Raw genomic sequence first — 22,801 nt, 5'->3', positions numbered from 1 at the left:
TCGAGGGCCGGATCACAAGACCGCGACACTGCCGGCACCTTCAGCGGATCGGAGCCATCTGGACCAGGGTTTCTTCCAGCCGTGCCGCCGCGCTGTCCAGATCATGCAGGTCATCCAGCGTGGCGACGGCCCTTTCCTGCGCCGCATAGCGCAGGCGGTGCTTTAGGTAGCGCGGATCGTAATGGTCGCAAAGCAGCCCCTGCGCCAGGCCGCGCCAGTCGCGGGCGGCAATGGCGGCCTGCCATGCCTCAATGCGTTCGGCCGGATGCAGGGGGGACAGCGCGGCCACGATCGCCTCGATCCGCGCGGGGTCGTCCACCATGTCCTCATAGGCGGCTGCGGTATAGGCGGCGCGGGCGGCGACCGGGACGTCCAGCCGCAGCCGGGGGGCTGCGCAGATGGCCTGCCACATGGACTTGGGCACCGTCAGGCGGCCGATGCGGCTGCTTTCGGCCTCGACCAGAACGGGGCGGGCGGGATCCAGGGCCTCCAGCGCCAGGGCCAGCCGCCCCTCGAACAGCTTCTGGCCGGGCTGGCCTTCGGGGTGGCCGCCGAACAGGCTGCCGCGATGGTTGGCAAGCCCTTCCAGGTCGATCACCTGCCAGCCGCGCGCGGCCAGCCGCAGCAGGATCGCGGTCTTGGCGCTGCCGGTGTTGCCGTCCAGGACGATCACGGGGGCGGGGACGGGCCGGTTCTGCACCCGGTCCACGACAAGGCCGCGCCAGGCCTTGTATCCGCCTTCGATCCGGTCCACGCGCCAGCCGATCTGCGACAGGATGGTGGCGAAGCTGCCCGACCGCTGCCCGCCGCGCCAGCAATAGACAAGCCCCCGCCAGCTTCCGTCCCGATCCGCCAGCGGCCCCGCGATATGGCGCGCGGCATTGGCCGCCACCAGGGCGCCGCCGATCTTGCGGGCGTCGAAGGGGGACACCTGCTTGTAGATCGTGCCGACCCTTGCCCGCTCGGCATCGTCCAGCACGGGCAGGTTGATCGCGCCGGGCAGGTGATCCTCGGCATATTCGGCGGGCGAACGGACGTCGATGATGTCGTCGAACCCCGCCAAGGCAGGGTCCGCAACCTGTGTCAGTCGCAGCGTCACGTCAATAGACGTAGACCGGCGCCCCGATCGGAACCTGGTCGTACAGCGCCATCACCGCCTCGTTGCGCATGCGCAGGCAGCCGTTCGACACCGCCCGGCCGATGGAATTCGGCTCGGTCGTGCCGTGGATGCGGATCGCGGTGTCCTGGCCCTTGTCGTTGTAGAGATACAGGGCCCGTGCCCCCAGCGGGTTCTGCGGGCCGCCGGGCATGCCGTTGGCCCATTTCGCGTATTGCTGGGGCTTGCGCTTGATCATGTCGGGCGTGGGCGTCCAGGACGGCCATTCGACCTTGCGGCCTACGGTCGCGCGGCCCTTCCAGACCAGTTCGGCCGTGCCCACGGCCACGCCGTAACGCACCGCCCGGCCCGGCGCGATGACGTGGTACAGGAAGAAGTCCTTGCTGACCACGACGATGCTGCCGACCTCGAAATCCTCGCGGATGGCGACCTCGGTCGGGGCATAGGGGTCGCGCGCTGCCTCCTGCGAGAAGGCCAGCGAGGGGGCGAAATAGGCGGCGGCCATCAGCGGCACGGCCAGCGACATCAGCTCACGGCGGTTCATGGTGATCCTGTGGGTCTCGTGTTCTTCTGCTCTGAAACGCAAGTAACAAGGGATTGGTGCCACTGGCAACTCACGTCGGCGTATCGGACGGGGAAAAACGGGCCTTGACCCCGGACCCTGCCGGCCACATCTGAAGATCCATGGCCGATCACCTGCGCCCTTGCCGTCATTCCCGGCGTCGCCCCCTGCGGCGGCCCGCGCATCTGTGCCGGGGCCGGGGCGACCGGGCCTGCCGCTGCCACCAGGATGCGCGCCCGGCCGTGGCCCGCCCCCTCTGCGCGCCGCGCCGTGACCCGCGTGCCCTGATCGCCGCGCAGTTTCCCTGGTGGGCGCCCCTGCGGCCGCAGGCGCCGCCCCGTTTCCTGAACCCGTCCCTTGGCACGCATTCAGGAAACACGCATCATGACCGTTCAATCATCTGACCTGCCCGTTCCGGGCGACCTGGTCACCACCCGCCTGTCCGTCGAGGGGATGAGTTGCGCCGCCTGTTCGGGCCGCGTCGCCCGTGCCCTGTCGGCCCGTCCCGGCGTCGCGGACGCGCAGGTCAACCTGCTGGCGGGCACCGCAAGCATCCGCCACGCTCCCACCCTGTCGCCCGCCGACCTGGCCGGGGTCGTGACCAAGCTGGGCTATCCGGCAACCGTTCCCCAAGACGTAGCGCCTGTCGCTAGGACCGACGAGGCCGCGACCCTGAAGCGCGCCTTCCTGACGGCGCTTGTCCTGACCCTGCCGGTCTTCGCGGCGGAAATGGGCGGCCATCTGGTTCTGGCCTTTCACCACTGGCTGCACGCACAAGTCGGCACCGCGCCGCTGAACTGGATGCAGATGATCCTGACTGCGCTTGTCCTGGCCGGTCCGGGGCGGCGGTTCTTCACCACCGGCATTCCCGCCCTGCTGCGCGGCGCGCCCGAGATGAACAGCCTTGTCGCGCTTGGATCCGGGGCGGCGTTCCTGTTCTCGGCCGTGGTGGTGCTGTTGCCGGGCCTGATCCCGCCCGCATCCCGGCACGTCTATTTCGAGGCTGCGGCGGTCATCGTCACCCTGATCCTGATGGGCCGCTGGCTTGAGGCCCGCGCCAAGGGCCAGGCCGGGGCCGCGATCCGCGCGCTGATCGAACTGGCCCCGGATCGCGCCACCATCCTGCGCGACGGCAGGCCCGTCCCCGTGGCGGTCGCCGATCTGTGGCCGGGCGACCTGGTGCTGCTGGCGCCCGGCGAACGGGTGGCCGTCGATGGCGTCGTCACCGAAGGCCGGGGCCATATCGACGAATCCATGCTGACGGGCGAACCCCTGCCCGTCGAGAAATCCCCCGGCGATCCGGTGACGGGCGGCACGGTGAACGGCACCGCCGCGCTGACCTATCGCGTCACGGCCACGGGCGCTGAAACCACGCTGTCGCGCATCGTCGCCATGGTCGAAGGCGCCCAGAACGCCCGCCTCCCCGTGCAGGCCCTGGTGGATCGCATCACCCGCGTCTTCGTGCCCGTGGTGATCGGGCTGGCGGCGCTGACCTTCGCGCTGTGGCTGGCCTTCGGTCCCGACCTGGCTCATGCGGTCGTTGCTGGGGTTGCCGTGCTGATCATCGCCTGCCCCTGCGCGATGGGGCTGGCCGTGCCGGTGTCCATCATGGTCGGCACCGGGCGCGGCGCGCAGCTGGGCGTGCTGTTCCGGCGGGGCGAGGCCCTGCAGCGCCTGTCGAACGCCCGGCTGATCGCCTTCGACAAGACCGGCACGCTGACGCGCGGGCGCCCGGAACTGGTCGCAATCCAGACCGACGGCATCGCCGAGGACGAAGCCCTGCGCCTTGCCGCCGCCGCCGAGGCGCGGTCCGAACACCCCCTGGGCGCGGCCATCGTCGCGGGCGCGGCCGCACGCGGGCTGGACCTGCCCCCGGCGGCCGATGTCCAAGCCACGGCCGGGCGCGGCCTGTCGGGCATGGTCGAGGGGCGCCGGTTGCTGATCGGCAACCTGCCTGCCCTGTCGGATGCCGGGATCGTCCCTGCCCCGGCCCTGTGCATGGCGGCCGAGGAAGCCGCCGCGCAAGGCGCGACCCCGGTCCACCTGGCCGTCGATGGCCGCCACGTCGCCAGCTTCGCCCTGGCCGATCCGGTCCGCGACACCGCACCCGGCATGATCGCCGCCCTGCACGGCATGGGGCTGAGGACGGCGATGCTGTCCGGCGACGTTCCCGCCACCGCAAGCGCCGTGGCGCGGCGGCTGGGGATCGACGACGTGCAGGCAAGCCTGATGCCCGGCGACAAGCTGGAGGCGATCCGCGCCATGGGGGCCGGGTCGGTCTTCGTGGGCGACGGGATCAACGACGCCCCGGCGCTTGCGGCTGCGGAAACCGGCATCGCCATCGGCTCTGGGACCAGCATCGCCATCGAATCGGCGGATCTGGTGCTGATGTCCGGCGATCTGACGGGGGTGCCGCGCGCCATCCGCCTGTCGCGGGCGGTGATGCGCAACATCCGGCAGAACCTGTTCTGGGCCTTCGCCTATAACACCGCGCTGATCCCCGTCGCCATGGGCGTGCTGGTGCCCTTCGGCGGGCCGCAGCTGTCGCCCATGCTGGGGGCCGGGGCCATGGCGCTGTCCTCGGTCTGCGTGGTGGGCAATGCCCTGCGCCTGCGGGGCGTGCGGTGATCGGGCGGCGGGGCGTCCTTGCCGGGGCGGGCGCGATGGCCCTGGCCGGGGCGGCCCCGCCGCGACCGCGCGTGCTGGCCTTCGGGGACAGCCTGTTCGCGGGCTATGGCCTGGCGCGGGGACAGGGGATGGTGCCCCAGTTGCAGGCCTGGCTTGACCGTGACGGAACGCCCGCGACGATCATCCCGGCCGCCTTGTCGGGGGACACGACCTATGGCGGGCGGATGCGCATCGGATTTTCGCTGCGCCGCCACCGCCCCGATGCGGTCATCGTGGAACTTGGCGGCAACGACATGCTGTTGGGCTGGTCCGCCGCGCGGGCCGAGGCGAACCTGGACGCGATCCTGACCCAGGCCGGGGCGGGCGGGCGCCCCCTGCTGCTGGTCGGCCTGAACCCCATTCCGGGCGAAGTCGGCTGGAGACAGGCTTGGCACGCGATCTGGCCACGCCTGGCCGACCGTCACGGCGCGGTGCTGCTGCCCAGCCTGTACGCCCCGCTTGCCGCCCTGCCGAAGGCTCGGCATCGCGACTATCTTTTGGCAGATGGCATCCATCCGAACGCGGCAGGCATCCGGTTGATGGCCGCCGCGCTTGGCCCGAAGGTCCGGCAGATGCTGAGGGGCTAGTGGCCCTTATGGCCGCCGTGGCCTTCCTCGGCGCGGTCGTTGTCCAAAGCGGCCTCGATGGGCCGGGTGCCGCAGTCACCGAAGTCCAGCGTCAGCGCGACGGTTTCGCCCTGGGCCAGGGGCTTGGTCAGCCCCATCAGCATCACATGGTCGCCGCCCCGCGCAAGGGCATGTTCGGTCCCTGCCGGGATGGCGATGCCGCCTTCCACCTTTTGCATCTTCATCACGCCGTCCACCTCGGCATGGGTGTGCAATTCGACCATTTCGGCCGCATCCGACGACACGCCCGTCAGGCGGCAGTCGGTGGCCCCGTGGTTTTCCACCACCATGAAGGCGGCGGCGGTCTTGGGATTGGTGCTGCGCACATAGGCGTCGCGGATCGTCAGCCCCTCATCGGCAAGTGCGGCTGCGGGGGAAAGGACCGCCAGGGCGGCCAGGGTCATGCGGATCATCTGTGTTGTCCTTCGTGTCAAACGGTTGTGGTTGCGGAAAACCGTGACACAGGAGGATCGCGCGCCGCAGGCCGAGGGGATTGCTGGTCCCGCAGGGGCAAGGCCGACAAGGACCGCGCAAGCGCACCGGGACTGCGCATGATCGGCCCATCCAGGGGCGCATCCGGCACTGCGGCCAGCAGCGCCAAGGCCATGTCGGGGCAGATCTGCGCGGACCGGGGCGCATCCGGGTGATCCACGACCACCACGCCATGCCCCGTGCAAAGCACGACCCGTTCGGCGCGGACGACTGTGCCGCGCGCCGCGCCAAGACCGATGCCGGTCAGGGCAAGGCACAGAATCAGCGCAAGATGGACCGGGTGTCGCATGGCAGGACCATCAGCCAAGAGGCGGGCGAAGGCAACCGACATGCAAAAGCCCCGCCGTGGAAACGACGGGGCATAATGCCGCAGTCAGTGGCCTGATCAGGCCTGGGGCGCGTCGGCCTTGGCGATCTCGCGCTTGATCTTCAGAGCGCGGTCCGACAGTTCGGCATCCTTCGCCTTGGCCAGGAAGGCGTCCAGGCCACCCCGGTGATCGACCGAACGCAGCGCCGCGGCCGAGATGCGCAGCGAATAGCTGCGGCCGAGGGCATCGGACATCAACGTGACCTCGTTCAGGTTCGGCAGGAACCGGCGACGGGTCTTGTTGTTGGCGTGGCTGACATTGTTGCCGGTCATCGGGCCTTTGCCGGTCAGTTCGCAGACGCGCGACATGGTGTTGATCCTTCGTCTTTGCTATGCGGGCGGTCCCGGCGGGGGGTTCCGGCCCAAAGTGAAAGGGCGCCGCGAGGCAGCGCCCGGAATTCCGTTTGCGCGTCCCTAATGGAACCCGCGCGGGCCGTCAACCCGAATCAGGCATAGCCGCGTTCGATCGCGATCAGCTTTTCCTTGCGCCACAGCCCGCCCGCATAGCCGGTCAGCGTGCCATCCGCGCCGATCACCCGGTGGCAGGGCACGACCAGGGCGATGCGGTTCGTGGCATTGGCCCGCGCCACCGCGCGCATGGCCGTGGGCCGCCCGATGGCCGCCGCAAGCTGGGCATAGCTGCGGGTCTGACCGGCGGGAATGTCCTGCAAGGCGCGCCAGACGACCTGCTGGAAGGGGGTGCCATGCAGCGTCACCGGCACGTCCAGCCGCGGCCCCTGCCCCGCGAAGTAATCGGCCAGTTGCGATTCCGTCAGGTCATGGACCGGCGTGCGCCCAAGGCCGACCCGGCCGCCGACATGGGCCGACAGGCGGCGCAATCCATCGGGCAGGGCCTTGCGGTCGATGAATTCCAGAAGGTGCAGCGCGCTGTCATCCGCGATGGCGATCATGCCGCCCAGGGGCGTGTCGATCCAGTCGGCCAGCAGGTCCGACCCCTGCCGCAACTGGTGCGGCGCATGGCCGAACAGCCGCGCGAAGGCCGCCCGGAACCCCGAGGCCGAATCGAATCCCGCGTCCAGTTGCGCCTCGATCATCGCCGATCCTTTCGCCAGGCTGGACATGCCGCTGCGCAGCCGTGCCGCGCGGGCCATTCCCAGGAAGCTTTGTCCGAAATGCCGCTTGAAGGCCCGCCGCACGGTCGAAGGGTCATGCCCAAGCGCCAGCAGGTCCCCCTCGGACCAGCGGTGGCCGGGGCGTTCCTCCAGCCGGGCCAGCAGGTCGCGCACCAGCGGATCGCCTTCGGCGGTGGCGCCAGCGGGATGACAGCGCAGGCAGGGGCGAAAACCGGCGGCCTGCGCATCCTTCGCGGATGCGAACCAGCGGCAGTTCCGGGCCAGCGGCTTGCGGGCCGGACAGGTGAGGCGGCAGAAGATGCCAGTGGTGGCGACGCCCACCAGGGCGCGCCCTTCCCAGGCAGGGTCTCGCGCCACAAGCGCGGCATAAAGCGTGTCGTGATCAGGCAGGCCCAGCATGTCGTTCACCCTCTCCATGCCTTCGATCCTAGCCGATTCGCGGGGCCGCACGGGCCGCGAAATCGGGCGTCTATTTCTGCGCGGCCAGCCAATCCAGCATGTCCTGCGCGGCTTCGGCGGGAACGGCATCGCCATGGGCCACGGCATCGCCCAACTGCATCAGCCGGTCCCGCGCGGCAGGGGTTTCCAGCCGCGCCAGCAGGCCCGCACGCACATCGGCCAGGAACCAGTGCCGCGCCTGCTCGGCCCGGTTGGCCGCGAAATGGCCCTGCACGCGCCGCCATTCGGTCAAGGCCCGCATCTCGGACCAGGCCTTTTCCAAGCCGTCGCCGGTCGCGGCGGATACCGGCAGCGCTTTGGGAAAGCCCTGGGGATCCTGTGGGCGCTTGCGCAGCAGGCGCAGCGCGCCCGCGTAATCCGCGACCGTGCGGCGCGCGGTGCCCAGCAACTCGCCATCGGCCTTGTTGACCAGGATCAGGTCAGCCATCTCCATGATGCCGCGCTTGACGCCCTGCAATTCGTCGCCACCCGCCGGGGCCAGCAGCAGGACGAACAGGTCGCACATCTCGGCCACAAGGGTTTCGGACTGGCCGACGCCGACCGTTTCGATCAGCACCACGTCGTAACCCGCCGCCTCGCACAGGCGGATCGCCTCTCGCGTGCGGCGCGCCACGCCGCCAAGCTGGGCGTTGGACGGCGTGGGACGGATGAAGGCCATGGGATTGCGCGCCAGCGTCTCCATCCGGGTCTTGTCGCCCAGGATGGACCCGCCGGACCGCGCGGAACTTGGATCGACCGCAAGGACCGCGACGCGCAGGCCCTGTTCTGTCAGCATCGTCCCGAAGGCCTCGATGAAGGTGGACTTGCCGACGCCGGGCGTGCCGGACAGCCCGATCCGCAGCGCCTGGCCGTCGGGCAGATCCGCCAGCAACGCCACTGCGCGGGCGCGGTGATCGGGGCGCGTCGATTCGATCAGCGTGATCGCCCGCGACAGGGCGCGCCGGTCCTTGGCGACCAGGGGTTCCAGAAGCTCGTCCATGGTCAAGGGATAGGGGGCGGCGATGCGATTGCCAAGCCACCGCCGCCATCCGATAATGCCGCCATGATCCGTTTCCTTGCCGCCCTTGCCCTGATGACCCTGCCCGCCGCGGCCGACCCCCTGCGCCTGCTGATGGTCGAGAAGGACGGCTGCATCTATTGCCAGGCCTGGGACCGCAATATCGGGCCGGGCTATGCGGCCTCCGACGCGGGCCGCGCGGCGCCGCTGATGCGCGTGGACATCCATGGCCCCTATCCCGACGGGCTGGCCCTGGCGCGGCGTCCCTTTGTCACGCCGACCTTTATCCTGCTGGAGAACGGGTCCGAGGTCGGGCGGCTGGAAGGCCACATGACGGCGGACCAGTTCTATCCGGCATTGTCGGACCTCCTGACGCAGGCAGGCCGCAGCTAGCGCGCAAAATGCCGCGCCGGGCTTCCGCAAGGGGCCTGCATCGGCTAGGGACCCGGCAACGCTTCCAGCCTACGGTGACGATCATGCATGACATCCGTGCCATCCGGGAAAACCCCGCAGCCTTCGACGCCGCCCTGTCGCGGCGCGGGTTGTCGCCCATGTCGGATCGCATCCTGTCGCTGGACGCCGATCGCCGCGCCCGCATCGTCGCGGCCGAAACCGCCCAGGCCGACCAGAACCGCGCCAGCAAGGACGTGGGCGCCGCCAAGGCGCGCGGCGACAATGCCGAATTCGAACACCTGCGCGCCATGATCGCCGAAAAGAAGGCCGACGTGACCCGGATGCAGGCCGAGGCGTCCCTGCTGGACGGCCGGTTGCGCGAATTGCTGATGGAGATCCCGAACCTGCCGCTGGACAGCGTCCCGGAAGGTCGCGACGAAAACGACAACGTGGAACTGCGCCGCTGGGGCAGCCCCCGCGCCTTCGACTTCACCCCCGTCGAGCATTTCGAGATCGCGGGCGTCAAGCCGGGCATGGACTTCGAGACCGCCGCCAAGCTGTCGGGCAGCCGCTTCGTCGTGCTGAAAGGCGGGGTCGCGCGCATCCACCGCGCGCTTGCCCAGTTCATGCTGGACCTGCATGTCACCAAGCACGACCTTCAGGAAACCTGGGCCCCCGTCCTGGTGCTGGAGGAGATGATGGTCGGCACCGGCCAGCTGCCCAAGTTCGGCGAGGACAGCTATCTGACGCGAGAGGGTTACTGGCTGATCCCCACGTCCGAGGTGACGCTGACCAATACCGTCAACGGCGATCTGGTCGATCATGCAAGCCTGCCCCGCCGCATGGTGGCCCACAGCCAATGCTTCCGGTCCGAGGCCGGCAGCGCGGGCCGCGACACCACGGGGATGCTGCGCCAGCACCAGTTCGAGAAGGTCGAGATGGTGTCCATCACCGACGCCGATACGGGCGTGGCGGAACACGACCGCATGACCCGCTGCGCCGAGGCCGTGCTGGAAGCCCTTGAACTGCCCTATCGCACCATCGTGCTTTGCACCGGCGATATGGGCTTCGGGGCGCGGATCACCCATGACCTGGAGGTCTGGCTGCCCGGCCAGGACAAGTATCGAGAGATCAGCAGCGTCAGTTACTGCGGCGATTTCCAGGCGCGGCGGATGAACGCGCGCTATCGGTCGGACAAGACCGGCAAGCCGGAATTCGTCCACACGCTGAACGGGTCCGGCCTGGCCGTGGGCCGCGCGCTGATCGCGGTGCTGGAAAACGGCCAGCAGGCCGACGGATCGGTCGTCCTGCCCGCCGCACTGCATCCCTATCTGGGCGGCGCGACGACCCTGGCCGCCGACGGCAGGCTGGGCTGATTAACCAACTTTCGGTCCAGCCCAGAAACTGCCCGCCGGTTGCCGCGTTGTCCTGCATGGCACGCGCGGCGGACATTCTTTACCTGGGATCGGTGACAGTGTTCGTCGCCAGCGGCTTGCTGCTGGCGACCTTGGGCCGCCCCGCCCTGCAGATCGCCGCGCCTACGCTGTCGCAGGGGCTGGGCTATGATGCCTTCGGGGGCCATGCGCCGGTTCCGGTCGCGACATTGCCGCAGCTTTATGTCCAGCCGCAGACCCCGCTGATGTGGGCCTTGCTGATCGCGTTGTGGTCGCTTTTGCTGCTGGACGGGGTCGGGCAATATCTTGATCCGTCCGACCACGGTCCCCATCCCGCCTGGCATCCCCTGACCTTGGCCCTGGCTGTGGGCGCGGCCTGGCCCTGGCTGGTCGATCTGCACAAGCCGCTGGCCACGCTTGGCGCGCTGCTGATGCTGACGGCGGCCCTGTCCGGGGCGATCCGCGCAAAGGGCCAGCGCCGCCCCGCCTTGGGCTTCCTGGCAGGGTGGAGCGTTGCGCTTGGCACCGGCACCGTCGCCACGCTGATCGGCGTGCCGCTTGAACTGACCACGCCGCAGACGGCGATCCTGGCAATCCTGCCCGGCGCGGTCATCGGCATGATCGCCCAGGAACGCCTGGGCCGCGCACTGGGATTTTCGCTGGCGATCATCTGGGCCTTCTGCGCCGTCGCCATTTCCACGATGGGCAGCAATCCCGGCGTCGCCCTGGCGGCGATCATCGGGATATCGGGAATGGGGGTCGTGCTGGTGCGGGCCGCGACCTAGGCGCCCTTCGGCTTCTGCCGGTTCTTGTGCTTGGACAGGGCACCGGACTGGCTGATCTTGTTGGCCTTTTCCTTGTAGGGATTGTCGGTCCCCTGGTCGCGGAAAAACAGCCGGATCGGCGTGCCGGGCATGTCGAAGTCCTGCCGCAGCCCATTCACCAGATAGCGCTGATAGCTGTCGGGCAGCTTGTCCGTATGGGTCGCCTTGACCACGAAGGCCGGCGGCCGGGTCTTCACCTGGGTCATGTAGCGCAGCCGGATCCGGCGGCCGCCCGGCGCGGGGGGCGGGTGGCTTTCGGTCATCGCGCCCAGCCACTGGTTCAGCCGCGCGGTCGAGATGCGGCGGTTCCAGACCTCGTGCGCCTTCAGGATCGCGGCGTGCAGCCGGTCCAGGCCCTTGCCGGTGCGCGCGGATACCGTGACCAGCGGCGCGCCCTTCAACTGCGGCAGCAGCTTTTCGAAATTCGCGCGAAGCTCGTTCAGCTTGTGGGGCTTGTCGTCTTCCAGATCCCACTTGTTCGCGGCGATCACGACGGCCCGGCCCTCGGTTTCGGCGAAATCGGCGATGCGCAGATCCTGCTGCTCGAAGGGGATGGCCACATCCAGCAAGACCACCACGACCTCGGCAAAGCGCACGGCGCGCAGGCCGTCGGCCACGGAAAGTTTTTCTACCTTGTCCGTCACCTTGGCGCGCTTGCGCATCCCCGCCGTGTCGAAGATGCGCATGGGCGTGCCCATGAAGGTGGTCGCCACGCTGATCGAATCGCGGGTGATCCCGGCTTCGGGACCGGTCAGCAACCGGTCCTCGCCGATAATCTTGTTGATCAGGGTGGACTTGCCCGCATTGGGCCGTCCGATCACCGCCAGTTGCAGCGGGCGCGCGGCGGACGGGCGCCAATCCTCGGCGCCTTCGCCGGTCTCGGCATCCTCGTCCGAAATGTCGATGTAGGTTTCGGCGGCCACCGGGGCGGGACGCTCGGCCTCGATCTGGTCTGACAGCGGGACCAAGGCGCGATAAAGATCGTCCATCCCTTCGCCATGTTCGGCGCTGATCCGCAGCGGCTCGCCCAGGCCCAGGCCGTAAGCCTCCATCGCGCCGGATTCGCCCGCCCGACCCTCGGCCTTGTTGGCGGCGACGATGACGTGCTTCGCGCGACGGCGCAGGATCTCGGCGAAATATTCGTCGGCGGCAGTCACGCCCACGCGGGCGTCGATCACGAACAGGCAGATGTCTGCCTCGTCCACCGCGCGTTCGGTCAGGCGGCGCATCCGGCCCTGCAGGCTGTCATCCTCGGCCATTTCCAGGCCGGCGCTGTCGATCACGACAAAGCGCAGGTCCCCCAGCCGCGCCGCGCCCTCGCGCAGGTCGCGGGTGACGCCCGGCTGGTCATCGACCAGGGCCAGCTTCTTGCCGACAAGACGGTTGAACAGGGTCGATTTGCCGACATTGGGCCGACCGACGATGGCGAGTGTGAATGTCATCTGAATGCGTGCAATTGGCCCGCGCGCGAGACGACATAGATCGTCTGGCCCGCAACGGCAGGGGCGGTGGCGGCACCACCGGGGATCTGCGCCTGTCCCACCAGGCCGCCGGAATTGGGGTCGAACACACGCATCACGCCGTCCGAGGAGACGACGAACAGGCGGCCACCGGCCAGGACCGGGCCGAAATGCGCGTGGATGCGGTCCTGCTTGCGGACGCGCTCGGTCGTGTAATAGGGCATGGGGACGCGCCAGATCACGCCGCCGGTCGCGGCGTCCAGCCGGATCAGCTCGGCCTGGTCGTTGACGGCAAAGACCGACCCGCCCGCCACGACGACCGGGCTGTTGGCCCCGTCTCGCGCCGACCAGGCCTCGATCCCGCTGTCCAGTTCGACCGCGCTGATGCGCCCCGACGATGTTCCGCCATAGACGATGTTGCCGGAAATCACCGGATCGCCGGTCACGTCGCGGATATTGGCGATGGCGCGGCCGATCCGCATGCCGCCGATCTGCGCGGTCCACAGCGTCGCGCCGGTTTCCCGGTCCGCCGCCAGAAGCTGCCCGGATGCAAAGGGGAAGATCACCGTATTGCCCTGGATCGCGGGCACCGAGACGCCCATCACGCCCGCGGTCGAGGGCGTGCCCGAGGTCTGCCACAGCACCTTGCCGTCGGCGGCGCGCACCGCCCAGCCGATGTCGTTGCGGCCCAGCACATAGACGACGCCGTTCTGCACCGCCGGGCCGCCGCCGATCGGCGCATCGACCCGCTGGCGCCACAGCACCCGGCCGGATGCCGCGTCAAGCGCGACCAGTTCGCCAAAGCCGCTGGTGGCATAGACGCGCCCGCCTTCATAGGCGAGGCCGCCGCCCGACACGCTGTCGCGCGTTTCCAGCGCGGGCGCGATGTCGCTGGTCCAGGCCGTCGCGCCGCCGGTCGTGGTCGCGGTCACGCGCGTGCGGCTGTCCAGCGTGAAGACTAGGCCGCCGCCGACCACCGGATCGGCGCTGATGCGGTGGCGCTTGCCGCTGCCCTGGCCGATATCGGCGGTCCAGATGCGGGTCTTGCCCTGACCCACGGCCAGGTGGCCCGGCTGGTGGGCGGCATTGCCCGCGCGATGGGTCCATTCGCCATTCGTCACCGGCGCCGCCAGCCGCAGCGCGGTCGAGGTGACGGGCGCCGGGCCTTCGATGGCCGGCCCGTCGGGCGAGGTGACGGCCAGCGGGTCCAGCCGCTGCCCCGGCAGGATCGTGTCCCGTTCGCCGCAGGCTTGCAGGCCAAGGGCGGCCGCCAGGGCCAGGGTCAGTCGCAGCGTGGCGGTCATTCCTCGCCTCTCCCTCGTATCGTTCGGTTGCCCGCTGGATCAGCCCGCGGGCATGTTTTCAGATGGTTCCGGCTCGACGCCAAGGGCGATCATCATCTCGGACAGGCGCAGGCGCAAGGCCTCGGTCATGCCGTCCTTTTGCTGGATCTGGCGGATCAGGTTCACGGCATCTTCCGTCCGGCCGGCACCGATCAGCGCAACCGCCTTCTGTTCCAGCGCCAAGAGTTCAAAGGGCGCGCCCGCGCGCGACAGCCGGGACAGGATTTCGTCGCGCTGCGCGGGATCCATCGTCTCGCCTTGCAGCATCACCAGCTTCAATTCGGCCAGGTCGTGCAGCACCGTGCCGGCCGCGGTGTCGCCTGCCACGTCGCGCAGGGCAGCGGCCGCCGCATCGTCGCCGTCGTTTTCGGACCATTCCGAAGCCGCCAGAAGCGCCGCCAGCACCCGGCGGGATTCAGCGCCCTGCGGATCGACGGCCATGATCGCCGCCGGATCGTCGCCCGCCTGGGCCGCCACGATCGCATCGCCCCAGGCCCGCGCCTCGGCTTCCGCGCGCGACTGGCTGTATTCGCGCCAGATCACGCCCGCGACGATGCCCAGGATCAGCAGGCCCGCGACCCAGCCCCAGCGGCGAAACAGCCGGAACAGGCGCTCGCGGCGCAGATCCTCGAACACCTCGTCGATGAAGTTGTCGTTCTGATTGGCCATCCTTGCCTTCCGCAACCGTCTTGCGCCCTGTCTTATACCGGCACGCGGCGGAAAGCCAATGCCGCGCCGATCACAAGAAAAAACCCGGCGGAACGGATCCGCCGGGCCTTTTGCCGATGGGGCAAGGATCACATGCGCGAGGCGACGTTTTCCCAGTTCACCAGGTTCGACAGGAAGTTTTCCAGGTATTTCGGACGCGCGTTGCGGAAATCGATGTAATAGCTGTGTTCCCACACGTCGCAGCCCAGAAGCGCCGTCTGGCCGTGGCACAGGGGATTCACGCCGTTTTCCGTCTTGGTCACTTCCAGCCCGCCGTCGGCGTTCTTGACCAGCCACACCCAGCCCGAGCCGAACTGGCCCACGCCGCCTTTGGTGAACTTCTTCTTGAAATCATCGACCGAGCCGAAGGATTCGGTGATCGCCCGTTCCAGTTCCGACGGCATGGCGCCCGGCTTCGGCGTCATCATTTCCCAGAACTGCGCGTGGTTCCAATGCTGGCTGGCATTGTTGAAGATGCCGTTCTGGGCGACCGCGCCCTTCTGGTAGGTGCCCTTGACGATGTCCTCCAGCGACTTGCCGTCCCATTCGGTGCCGGCCACCAGTTCGTTCAGCTTGTCCACATAGGCCTTGTGGTGCTTGTCGTGGTGGTATTCCAGCGTTTCCCTGGACATGCCGCCTTCGGCCAGTGCATCATGCGCATAGGGAAGATCGGGAAGCGTGAAAGCCATTTTCTGTCCTTTCAGAATGGGTTGAGCCTTGGTCGGGCGCACGGTCCCGCATTCGCGGGTCAAACGCAAGGGGTGCGGGCCGGGTTCCTAGCGCGGGGCCAGCCCACTGCCGGGAATGGCCGCGTTCTCAAGGATCAGGCGCAGGTAATCCGCCGTGGACCGGAACCCGATCAGCCGGAAACCGCCGGGGATGCGCCACAGCGCCGCCGCCGTCTGGGCTGCGCGGCTTCGCCGCAATCCGTCGGGCGGCAGGTCGTCTAGATCGACCGGCATCAGCTTGGCGATCACGTCGTCCGCATGAGGGCCGGTCACGTCGAAGACCGCGCGGGCGTCCGACACATCGACGACAAGCGCATGTTCAGAAGCCAGGGCGTCGGTCAGCGCCGCAATCGCGTCGGCCAGTTCCGCAGCAGGCAGGATCAGCAGCAATTCATCGGGCGACATCCAGCCAAGCGACCGGCTGCCATCGGTCACGATGCGGGTCTGTCCGGGGATTGCCAGGCCCGCAGCCTCGGCAATCGCGTCGCCGGCGTGGTCCAGGTCGGCGCGGATCGTGACCATTCCCAGCCCGGTGACACGGGCGATGTCTGCAAGCGCCTCAGCCATTCAGACGGGTTCCTTCCTTGTCGTAGAAGACCGGATCGACGATCCGCGCCTTCATCACCTCGCCCGATGGCAGGGGAAATTCCAGCACCTGCCCCATCCGCGCCGGGCCGTGGCGCACCAGCCCCATGGCGATGGGGCGGTCCAGCGTCGGCGAATGATAGGAGGAGGTGACGCGCCCCTGCGTCTTGCGTTGCCCGTTGGCGTTCACGCCCGGTTCCACCGCATAGGCGCCGTCGGGCAAGACGCGGCCATCCAGGCTTTCCAGACCCACCAGTTGCCAGCGGCTGCCGTCCTTCATGAAGCTGCGGGCCTGCGCGCGCTTGCCGATATAGTCCGGCTTCTTCTTCGAGATCGCCCAGTGCAGCCCCAGATCCTGCGGGATCACCGTGCCGTCGGTTTCATCCCCGATCATGATGAATCCCTTTTCGGCGCGCATGACATGCATCGCCTCGGTGCCATAGGGGGTGATGTCCAGGTCGCGGCCCTCGGCGTGCAACCGTTCCCACAGTTCCAGCCCGCGGCCCGCGGGCACGGCGATCTCGTAGGACAGCTCGCCCGAGAAGCTGATGCGATAGATGCGCGCGGGGATGCCCGCCAGTGCGCCCTCGGCCCATTGCATGAAGGGCAAGGCGTCCTGCGACAGGTCGATGGTGCCCGGCAGGCGCTGCAGCAATTCGCGCGCCCTGGGTCCGGCGACGGCGATCTGGGCATATTGCTCGGTCAGGTTGGCGGTATAAACCTGCCAGTCCCACCATTCGCATTGCAGCCAGTCCTCCATGTGCCCGTGGATGCGGTCGGCCCCGCCGGTGGTGGTGTGGCACAGCCAGGTATCGGTGGACAGGCGCGCCACCACCCCGTCATCCATCAGGAAGCCGTTCTCGTTGCACATCAACCCATAGCGGCATTTGCCGACCGGCAGCGTGGACATCATGTTGGTGTACATCATGTCCAGGAACCGGCCGGCATCCGGCCCCTTGACCACGATCTTGCCCAGGGTCGAGGCGTCCAGCGTGCCCACGCCGTTGCGCACCGCAAGGATTTCCCGGTTGACGGCGCCATGCCGGTCCTCGCCCGCGCGGGGATAGCTGTAGGGGCGGCGCCAATGGCCCACGGGTTCGAAGGACGCGCCGTGGCTGGCGTGCCAGTCGTGCATCGGCGTCTTGCGCAGGGGCTGGAAGGCCTCGCCCCGCGCCTCGGCCGCGATGGTGCCAAGGGTCAGGGGCGTATAGGGCGGGCGGAAGGTGGTGGTGCCGGTGGCTTCCAGCGGCTGGTTCAGCGCCTTCGACAGCACCGCCAGACCGTTGATGTTGCTGTTCTTGCCCTGGTCGGTCGCCATGCCCAGCGTCGTGTATCGCTTGGCATGTTCGACCGAGGCATAGCCTTCGCGCGCGGCCAGTTCCACGTCGCTGACCTTCACGTCGTTCTGGAAATCCAGCCACATCTTGGCGCGCAGCTTGTAGGGCGCGTCTTGCGGCATGACCCAGACCGGCATTGTGGGCGCTTCGGACCGTTCCAGGTCGCCCGCGCAGCGCAGATCGCCGTTGGCGGCGCCCAGGACGGTGACCATCGGCTTGCCATCCGCACCCAAGGGCGGGCGCGACGGGTCGGGGCGGAACATCGCCTCGGGTTCGTCCCAGGTCAGCCGGCCGCCGCAATGGCTGTACAGGTGGACCACCGGCGACCAGCCGCCCGACATGGCAACCACGTCGCAATCCAGGCTGCCGGTCACGCGCCCGTCGCCCGCCTGGTCGCAGATCGCCACGCCCTCGACATGGGTCCCGCCCTTGACCTTGGCGACGGCCTTGCCCGTCATGACCGGAATGTTCGCCGCGCGCGCGGCCTGCGGCAGGTCGCCCCTGGCCTGCGGGCGGGCGTCGATGACGGCCACGACCTCCAGCCCCGCCGCCTGGGCGGTCAGCGCGGTGCGATAGGCGTCGTCGTTGTTGGTGACGGCCACGATCCGCCGGCCCGGCGCCACGCCGTAGCCGCTGATGAAGTCGCGCACGGCGGAAGCCAGCATCACCCCCGGCACGTCGTTGCAGGCGAAGGACAGCGGGCGTTCCAGCGCGCCGGTCGCCGTGATCACATGGCCCGCCCGGATGCGCCACAACCGCTGGCGGGGAATGCCCTGGTTCGGGTCGTGGTCGGCAAGCGCCTCTCGCGCCAGAAGATAGCCGTGGTCGTAAAGCCCCGTCGCCATGCAGTTGCGGCGCAGGGTCACGTTGCCGCGCCCGCGCAGGTCGGCCAGCAGCGCGTCGATGGCGGCCGGGCCGCCGTCGTGATCGGTCGGCGTGCGCCCGCCCCAGACGGGGTCCTGTTCCAGCACGATCACCCGGCCGCCCTTGTCCGCGGCATCCCGCGCCGCCGTCAGCCCGGCGATGCCGCCGCCCACGACGACCGTTTCGGCAAAGGCATAGGCCTGTTCATAGCGGTCGGGGTCGGGACCCACGGGCGCCCGGCCAAGTCCCGCGCTGCGGCGGATGACCGGCTCGAACAGGTGCTTCCAGAAGGGGCGCGGGTGGATGAAGGTCTTGTAGTAGAAGCCGGCGGGCAACAGCGGCGACAGCCAGTTGTTGATCGCGCCGACATCCGCGTCCAGCGAGGGCCAGCAGTTCTGGCTGCGCAGGACCATGCCCGCGACAAGCGCGGTGGTGCTGGCACGCTGATTGGGTTCGAACCGGCCGCCCTGGCCCAGGCCGAAGAGCGCGTTCGGTTCCTCTGCCCCCGAAGCGAGGGGGCCGCGCGGGCGGTGGTACTTGAAGGACCGGCCCATCAGCATCTGGCCATTGGCCAGCAGGGCGGATGCCAGCGTGTCGCCCTGCACGCCCCGCAGGTGGCGGCCGTCGAAGCGGAAGGCAAGCTGGAAGGCGCGGTCGATCAGGCGGCCGCCCCTGGGCAGACGGAAGGGGGGCGTGCGGCTCATCCGACCACCGCCTCGGATCCCTGGGGCCAGTCGGGCACCCATTCGGCGCGGGCCTGACGGGCATTCGCCACGATCTCGTCGGTCGCGTGCGCCGTCTGGGCCTTGTAGGTGCCATAGACCTGCATCGTATGGGTGTCGCGCGCGGCCAGGAACCACTTGCCGCAGCCATAGGCGTGCCGCCAGCGTTCGAAATGCACGCCCTTGATGTTCTTGCGGGCGAACAGATAGGCCTCGAACTCCTCGGCCGTGCCACCTGGTCCGACGCGCTTCAGATGCGCCTCGCCCCCGGGGGACAGTTCGGTTTCCTCGGCTTTGACGCCGCAATAGGGGCAGGTCAGGATCAGCATGACAGGCTCGGCAGGTGGGGGATAAACGACGAAAACCACCCGCGCGGAAACGCTGCGGGTGGTTCGGGCGGAAAGGCCGGGGGCTGGCTGCCCCCGGACCCCCGCGGATACTTCAGCGAAGAAGAAACGCGAAGGCTGGCGCGGTCAGTTCGCCGGGGCCGTGGTTCCGGGCGTGGCTGGCGCGGCCGGTTCGACTTCGACGGCGTCATCGACGGCCGGATCGGTCGTGGTTGCCGGTGCGGTCGTGGTTGCGCCGTCCGTCGCCGTCGCGTCGGCTGCGGGATCGTCGCCGCCCGACATGAAGAAGAACAGCAGCGCCACAATGACGACGATGGCCCCGATGATGATATACATGCGATTGCTGTTGGGTTCGGCCATGCTTTTCCCTTTCGGTTCAACCCTTGGTTATCGGACAATGACGCCGATGCCCCTTGGGTTCCCGAACGATCCTGCAAGCTGCGGTCCATGATCAATGTGCCACACCGGCCGCCACGGATTCGTCGATGAAGCGCCCCTCGCGGAAACGGTTCATCCCGAAGGCGGCGGCCAGGGGACCGGGCCTGCCCTGGGCCACCAGTTCGGCCATGGCCCAGCCCGATCCCGGAATGGCCTTGAAGCCGCCCGTGCCCCAGCCGCAGTTCACGAAGATGCCGCCGACCGGCGTGGTGGACAGGATGGGCGAACGGTCGCCCGTCATGTCCACGATCCCGCCCCATTGCCGCAGCATCTTCAGGCGAGAGATCATCGGAAAGGTCTCGATCAGGGCGCGGACGGTTTCCTCGATATGGTGCCAGGATCCGCGCTGGGTGAAGGCATTGTAGCTGTCGGTGCCGCCGCCGATCACCATCTCGCCCTTGTCGGACTGGGACATGTAGCCGTGGACGGTGTTGGCCATCACCACCACATCCATGCAGGGCTTGATCGGCTCGCTGACCATAGCCTGCAGCGGCACGCTTTCGATGGGCAGGCGGAAGCCCGCCATCTCGGCCAGCTGGCTGGAATGACCGGCTACCACCAGCGCCAGCTTGTCGCAGCCGATGCGGCCCCTGGTGGTGTTGACCGTCTGGACCTGTCCGTTCGCGGTCTCGATCCCCGTGACCTCGCAGTTCTGGATGACATGCATGCCCATGTCCGAACAGGCGCGCGCATAGCCCCAGGCCACGGCGTCGTGCCGCGCCGTGCCGCCGCGGGCCTGATACAGCCCCCCCAGCACCGGATAGCGCGGTCCGTCGATGTTGATGATCGGCACCAGTTCCTTCAGGCGTGCAGGCTCGACCCATTCGGTCGCCACGCCCTGCAGGGTGTTGGCGTGGACGGTGCGCCTGTATCCCCGCACCTCGTGTTCGGTCTGGGCCAGCATGATCAGCCCGCGGGGGCTGAACATCACGTTGTAGTTCAGGTCCTGCGACAGCGTTTCGTAAAGCTTCAGCGCCTTGTCATAGATCGCCGCCGACGGATCCTGGAGATAGTTCGACCGGATGATGGTGGTGTTGCGGCCCGTGTTGCCGCCGCCCAGCCAGCCCTTCTCGATCACCGCGACATCGGTGATGCCGTGATTCCTGCCCAGGTAATAGGCCGTCGCCAGCCCGTGCCCGCCCGCGCCCACGATCACCACCTTGTAGCGGTCGCGCGGTTCGGGGCTGGTCCAGGCACGGCTCCAGCCGCTGTGCTGGCGCAGCGCCTCGCGCGCGATGGCAAAGACCGAATAACGGCGTGACGGCATGAAACCTCCGTTCGATTTGCGGACAGGATGACCAGACCGGGGCGCAGGCTCAAGCCGTGTTGCGCCCGATCACGGCAAAATGCGACAGGCTGACGCTTTCCGCGCCGGTCAAAGCGCCCTAAAAGGGGCCTCAACCGGAGGGCTTGCATGTTCTGGATCATCTGCGCCGTGCTGACGGGCGCGGTCGGCTTTGCCATCATCGCGCCGTTGCTGCGCAACCGTGGAACGGGCGAACCCGCCGCGGCCTTCGACCTGCGGGTCTATCGCGACCAGCTGCAAGAGGTCGATCGCGACCTGGAACGCGGCGTGATCGCGCCCGAGGATGCCGCCCGCCTGCGGACCGAGATCGGGCGAAAGGTTCTGGATGCCGATCGCCGGCTGTCGCAGGACACGGCAGGCAAGGCGGGCGGGCGCGGGCTGCTGGCCATGGGCGTTCTGGCGCTGCTTTTCGCGGGGGCGGTGACGCTCTATCTGCGCGAGGGCCAGCCGGGGCGCGACGATCTTCCCATCGCGCAACGCATCGCCAACGCCCGGCAGATCTATGAAAGCCGTCCCAGCCAGGCCGAGGCCGAAGCCAGGGCCCCCGCCCCCGTCACCCCCGAGGTGCCCGAGGACTTTGCGGCGCTGATCCAGCAGTTGCGCGAAGCGGTCGCCAGAAATCCCGACGATCCGCAGGGTCTGGCCCTGCTGGCCACGAACGAGATCCGGCTGGGCAACCTGGCTGCCGCACGCGAGGCGCAGCAGCGCCTGGTCGAATTGCGCGGCGACGATGCGAGCGCCGATGAACTGGTCCGCCTGTCGGCCCTGATGATCGAGGCCGCAAGCGGCCTGATCACCCCCGAGGCCGAGGAGATGCTGGCCCGCGCCCTGACCAGGGAGCCCACCCATCCGCAGGCACGCTATCTGCTGGGGATGCTGCAATTGCAGAACGACCGTCCCGACCGCGCCTTCCCGATCTGGCGCAGCCTGCTTGAGGAAGGCCCCGAGGATGCGCCCTGGATCGCGCCGATCCGCACCGCCATTTCCGATCTGGCCTGGCTGGCCGGCCAGCCCGATTACGTCCCGCCCGTGCCCATGCCTGGCCCCGACGCAGAGGCCATGGCCGCCGCCGAGGACATGACCCCCGAAGAGCGCCAGCAGATGATCGCGGGCATGGTCAGCCAGCTTGAATCCCGGCTGGCCAGCCAGGGCGGCACGCCCGAGGAATGGGCGCGGCTGATCTCCTCGCTGGTGGTGATCGGCAATGCGGACCACGCGCGCGAAATCTGGACCGAGGCCCAGGCGCGGTTCGCCACCCAGCCCGAGGCCCTGGATATCGTGCGGCAGGCCGCAACCGAGGCAGGGCTTGGCGAATGATCCATCCCGAAATTGCCGATTTTGCGTCCAGCCTGCCCCCGGTCGGCGCCATCGCCGGACTGGACCTGGGAACCAAGACCATCGGCGTCGCGGTCAGCGACGGGCTGCGGCAGGTCGCATCCCCCCTGACGGTGATCCGGCGGCAGAAGTTCACCCTGGATGCGGCGGAACTGCTGGCGATCGCCAAGGATCGCGGGCTGGTGGGGCTGGTCCTGGGCCTGCCGCGCAACATGGACGGCAGCGAAGGCCCGCGCGCCCAATCGACCCGCGCCTTCGCCCGCAACCTGGAACGGCTGACGGCTCTTTCCATTGGTTTCTGGGACGAACGCCTGTCCACGGTGGCCGCCGAACGCGCCCTGCTGGAAGCCGACACATCCCGCAAGCGCCGGGCCGAGGTGATCGACCAGGTGGCTGCGGGATACATCCTGCAAGGCGCGCTCGACCGGCTGCGGTATCTGCAAGGATGATCGAAAGCCCCTGCATCAAGGTCTGCGTGATCGACCCGGCGACGCGGCTCTGCACCGGCTGCTGGCGCAGCCTGGACGAAATCGCCGCCTGGTCCAGCCTGTCGCCCGACGCGCGCCGCCGGGTCATGGCCGACCTGCCCGCCCGCAACCCCCGCCAGGTCTGACATCTTCTGTGCCAAAGTATCCC

25 protein-coding genes are annotated in these 22,801 nt (G+C 68.8%); 9 read left to right on the top strand and 16 right to left on the bottom strand.

Going from position 1 to position 22,801, the window contains the following annotated elements:
- Positions 1-40: 40 nt before the first annotated feature.
- Positions 41-1,099: a tRNA 2-selenouridine(34) synthase MnmH gene (gene mnmH / locus IEX25_RS09895; protein WP_103173369.1), complete on the bottom strand. Its 1,059-nt coding sequence runs from the start codon at positions 1,097-1,099 to the stop codon at positions 41-43.
- A 1-nt stretch (position 1,100) separates the two neighbouring features.
- Entirely contained in the window at positions 1,101-1,661 is a 561-nt protein-coding gene (locus IEX25_RS09890; RefSeq protein ID WP_103173370.1) for a L,D-transpeptidase, read from the bottom strand.
- Between the two features lie 140 nt (positions 1,662-1,801).
- Here IEX25_RS09890 and IEX25_RS09885 point away from each other — a divergent pair, with 140 nt between their 5' ends.
- The 3 genes from IEX25_RS09885 to IEX25_RS09875 are packed head-to-tail and all read left to right on the top strand — an operon-like array spanning position 1,802 to position 4,933.
- Positions 1,802-2,083 (top strand): hypothetical protein, encoded by a 282-nt coding sequence (locus IEX25_RS09885; protein ID WP_146038652.1) that lies wholly within the window; start codon positions 1,802-1,804, stop codon positions 2,081-2,083.
- Positions 2,064-4,307, top strand: coding sequence for a heavy metal translocating P-type ATPase (locus tag IEX25_RS09880; RefSeq protein WP_103173371.1), 2,244 nt, complete (start codon positions 2,064-2,066; stop codon positions 4,305-4,307). The genes IEX25_RS09885 and IEX25_RS09880 overlap by 20 nt, the downstream gene beginning before the upstream one ends.
- Positions 4,304-4,933 carry an arylesterase gene (locus IEX25_RS09875; protein ID WP_229665127.1) on the top strand — a complete coding sequence of 210 codons (630 nt, stop codon included), beginning with the start codon at positions 4,304-4,306 and terminating at the stop codon, positions 4,931-4,933. The genes IEX25_RS09880 and IEX25_RS09875 overlap by 4 nt, the downstream gene beginning before the upstream one ends.
- On the opposite strand, the gene IEX25_RS09870 is transcribed toward IEX25_RS09875, so the two are convergent.
- The 5 genes from IEX25_RS09870 to meaB all read right to left on the bottom strand — a co-directional run bounded on the left by IEX25_RS09870 (position 4,930) and on the right by meaB (position 8,363).
- Positions 4,930-5,385, bottom strand: a complete 456-nt coding sequence (locus IEX25_RS09870) for a copper chaperone PCu(A)C (RefSeq protein ID WP_103173372.1) — start codon at positions 5,383-5,385, stop codon at positions 4,930-4,932. The two genes, IEX25_RS09875 and IEX25_RS09870, sit on opposite strands and share 4 nt — an antisense overlap.
- Positions 5,386-5,402: 17 nt before the next feature.
- Positions 5,403-5,753, bottom strand: a complete 351-nt coding sequence (locus IEX25_RS09865) for a hypothetical protein (RefSeq protein WP_146038653.1) — start codon at positions 5,751-5,753, stop codon at positions 5,403-5,405.
- A gap of 96 nt (positions 5,754-5,849) precedes the next feature.
- On the bottom strand, positions 5,850-6,140 hold the full coding sequence (gene rpmB / locus IEX25_RS09860) for a 50S ribosomal protein L28 (protein WP_103173374.1): 291 nt from the start codon (positions 6,138-6,140) through the stop codon (positions 5,850-5,852).
- 137 nt (positions 6,141-6,277) lie between these two features.
- Complete coding sequence (locus IEX25_RS09855) at positions 6,278-7,342, bottom strand: bifunctional transcriptional activator/DNA repair enzyme AdaA (protein ID WP_205049029.1); 1,065 nt, start codon at positions 7,340-7,342, stop codon at positions 6,278-6,280.
- A gap of 52 nt (positions 7,343-7,394) precedes the next feature.
- Positions 7,395-8,363: a methylmalonyl Co-A mutase-associated GTPase MeaB gene (meaB, locus tag IEX25_RS09850; RefSeq protein ID WP_103173375.1), complete on the bottom strand. Its 969-nt coding sequence runs from the start codon at positions 8,361-8,363 to the stop codon at positions 7,395-7,397.
- A 63-nt stretch (positions 8,364-8,426) separates the two neighbouring features.
- Here meaB and IEX25_RS09845 point away from each other — a divergent pair, with 63 nt between their 5' ends.
- From IEX25_RS09845 to IEX25_RS09835, 3 genes are all read left to right on the top strand, one after another.
- Entirely contained in the window at positions 8,427-8,774 is a 348-nt protein-coding gene (locus IEX25_RS09845; RefSeq protein ID WP_103173376.1) for a thioredoxin fold domain-containing protein, read from the top strand.
- A gap of 83 nt (positions 8,775-8,857) precedes the next feature.
- On the top strand, positions 8,858-10,150 hold the full coding sequence (gene serS / locus IEX25_RS09840; RefSeq protein WP_103173423.1) for a serine--tRNA ligase: 1,293 nt from the start codon (positions 8,858-8,860) through the stop codon (positions 10,148-10,150).
- Positions 10,151-10,206: 56 nt separating this feature from the next.
- Positions 10,207-10,953 carry a hypothetical protein gene (locus IEX25_RS09835; protein ID WP_103173377.1) on the top strand — a complete coding sequence of 249 codons (747 nt, stop codon included), beginning with the start codon at positions 10,207-10,209 and terminating at the stop codon, positions 10,951-10,953.
- Here the strand turns inward: IEX25_RS09835 and der are convergent.
- The 9 genes from der to IEX25_RS09790 form a co-directional block, all read right to left on the bottom strand.
- A complete protein-coding gene (der, locus tag IEX25_RS09830; protein WP_188715022.1) occupies positions 10,950-12,434 on the bottom strand; it encodes a ribosome biogenesis GTPase Der in 1,485 nt (494 codons plus the stop codon). The two genes, IEX25_RS09835 and der, sit on opposite strands and share 4 nt — an antisense overlap.
- On the bottom strand, positions 12,431-13,756 hold the full coding sequence (locus IEX25_RS09825; protein WP_188715020.1) for an outer membrane protein assembly factor BamB family protein: 1,326 nt from the start codon (positions 13,754-13,756) through the stop codon (positions 12,431-12,433). Before IEX25_RS09825 ends, der begins: the two co-directional genes overlap by 4 nt.
- Before the next feature lie 39 nt (positions 13,757-13,795).
- The gene (locus tag IEX25_RS09820; protein ID WP_188715018.1) at positions 13,796-14,464 is read right to left on the bottom strand and encodes a hypothetical protein; all 669 of its coding nucleotides are present in this window, start codon (positions 14,462-14,464) and stop codon (positions 13,796-13,798) included.
- Between the two features lie 128 nt (positions 14,465-14,592).
- Entirely contained in the window at positions 14,593-15,192 is a 600-nt protein-coding gene (locus IEX25_RS09815) for a superoxide dismutase (protein ID WP_188715016.1), read from the bottom strand.
- 87 nt (positions 15,193-15,279) lie between these two features.
- The gene (locus IEX25_RS09810) at positions 15,280-15,798 is read right to left on the bottom strand and encodes a sarcosine oxidase subunit gamma (protein ID WP_188715014.1); all 519 of its coding nucleotides are present in this window, start codon (positions 15,796-15,798) and stop codon (positions 15,280-15,282) included.
- The gene (locus IEX25_RS09805) at positions 15,791-18,721 is read right to left on the bottom strand and encodes a sarcosine oxidase subunit alpha family protein (RefSeq protein ID WP_188715012.1); all 2,931 of its coding nucleotides are present in this window, start codon (positions 18,719-18,721) and stop codon (positions 15,791-15,793) included. Before IEX25_RS09805 ends, IEX25_RS09810 begins: the two co-directional genes overlap by 8 nt.
- Positions 18,718-19,068, bottom strand: coding sequence for a sarcosine oxidase subunit delta (locus IEX25_RS09800; protein ID WP_188715010.1), 351 nt, complete (start codon positions 19,066-19,068; stop codon positions 18,718-18,720). Before IEX25_RS09800 ends, IEX25_RS09805 begins: the two co-directional genes overlap by 4 nt.
- A 144-nt stretch (positions 19,069-19,212) precedes the next feature.
- A complete protein-coding gene (locus tag IEX25_RS09795) occupies positions 19,213-19,446 on the bottom strand; it encodes a hypothetical protein (protein WP_188715008.1) in 234 nt (77 codons plus the stop codon).
- Positions 19,447-19,537: 91 nt separating this feature from the next.
- Complete coding sequence (locus IEX25_RS09790) at positions 19,538-20,791, bottom strand: sarcosine oxidase subunit beta family protein (protein WP_188715006.1); 1,254 nt, start codon at positions 20,789-20,791, stop codon at positions 19,538-19,540.
- 147 nt (positions 20,792-20,938) lie between these two features.
- Here IEX25_RS09790 and ccmI point away from each other — a divergent pair, with 147 nt between their 5' ends.
- The 3 genes from ccmI to IEX25_RS09775 are packed head-to-tail and all read left to right on the top strand — an operon-like array spanning position 20,939 to position 22,778.
- Positions 20,939-22,147 carry a c-type cytochrome biogenesis protein CcmI gene (gene ccmI / locus IEX25_RS09785; protein ID WP_188715003.1) on the top strand — a complete coding sequence of 403 codons (1,209 nt, stop codon included), beginning with the start codon at positions 20,939-20,941 and terminating at the stop codon, positions 22,145-22,147.
- Positions 22,144-22,614 carry a Holliday junction resolvase RuvX gene (ruvX, locus tag IEX25_RS09780; RefSeq protein WP_188715002.1) on the top strand — a complete coding sequence of 157 codons (471 nt, stop codon included), beginning with the start codon at positions 22,144-22,146 and terminating at the stop codon, positions 22,612-22,614. The genes ccmI and ruvX overlap by 4 nt, the downstream gene beginning before the upstream one ends.
- Positions 22,611-22,778: a DUF1289 domain-containing protein gene (locus IEX25_RS09775; RefSeq protein WP_188715000.1), complete on the top strand. Its 168-nt coding sequence runs from the start codon at positions 22,611-22,613 to the stop codon at positions 22,776-22,778. Before ruvX ends, IEX25_RS09775 begins: the two co-directional genes overlap by 4 nt.
- Positions 22,779-22,801 lie beyond the last annotated feature (23 nt).

Source organism: Paracoccus acridae (assembly GCF_014642735.1).
GTDB classification, from domain to species: domain Bacteria; phylum Pseudomonadota; class Alphaproteobacteria; order Rhodobacterales; family Rhodobacteraceae; genus Paracoccus; species Paracoccus acridae.
The sequence above is the reverse complement of the archived record's forward strand: the minus strand, read 5'-3'. Positions and strand labels throughout refer to the sequence as shown.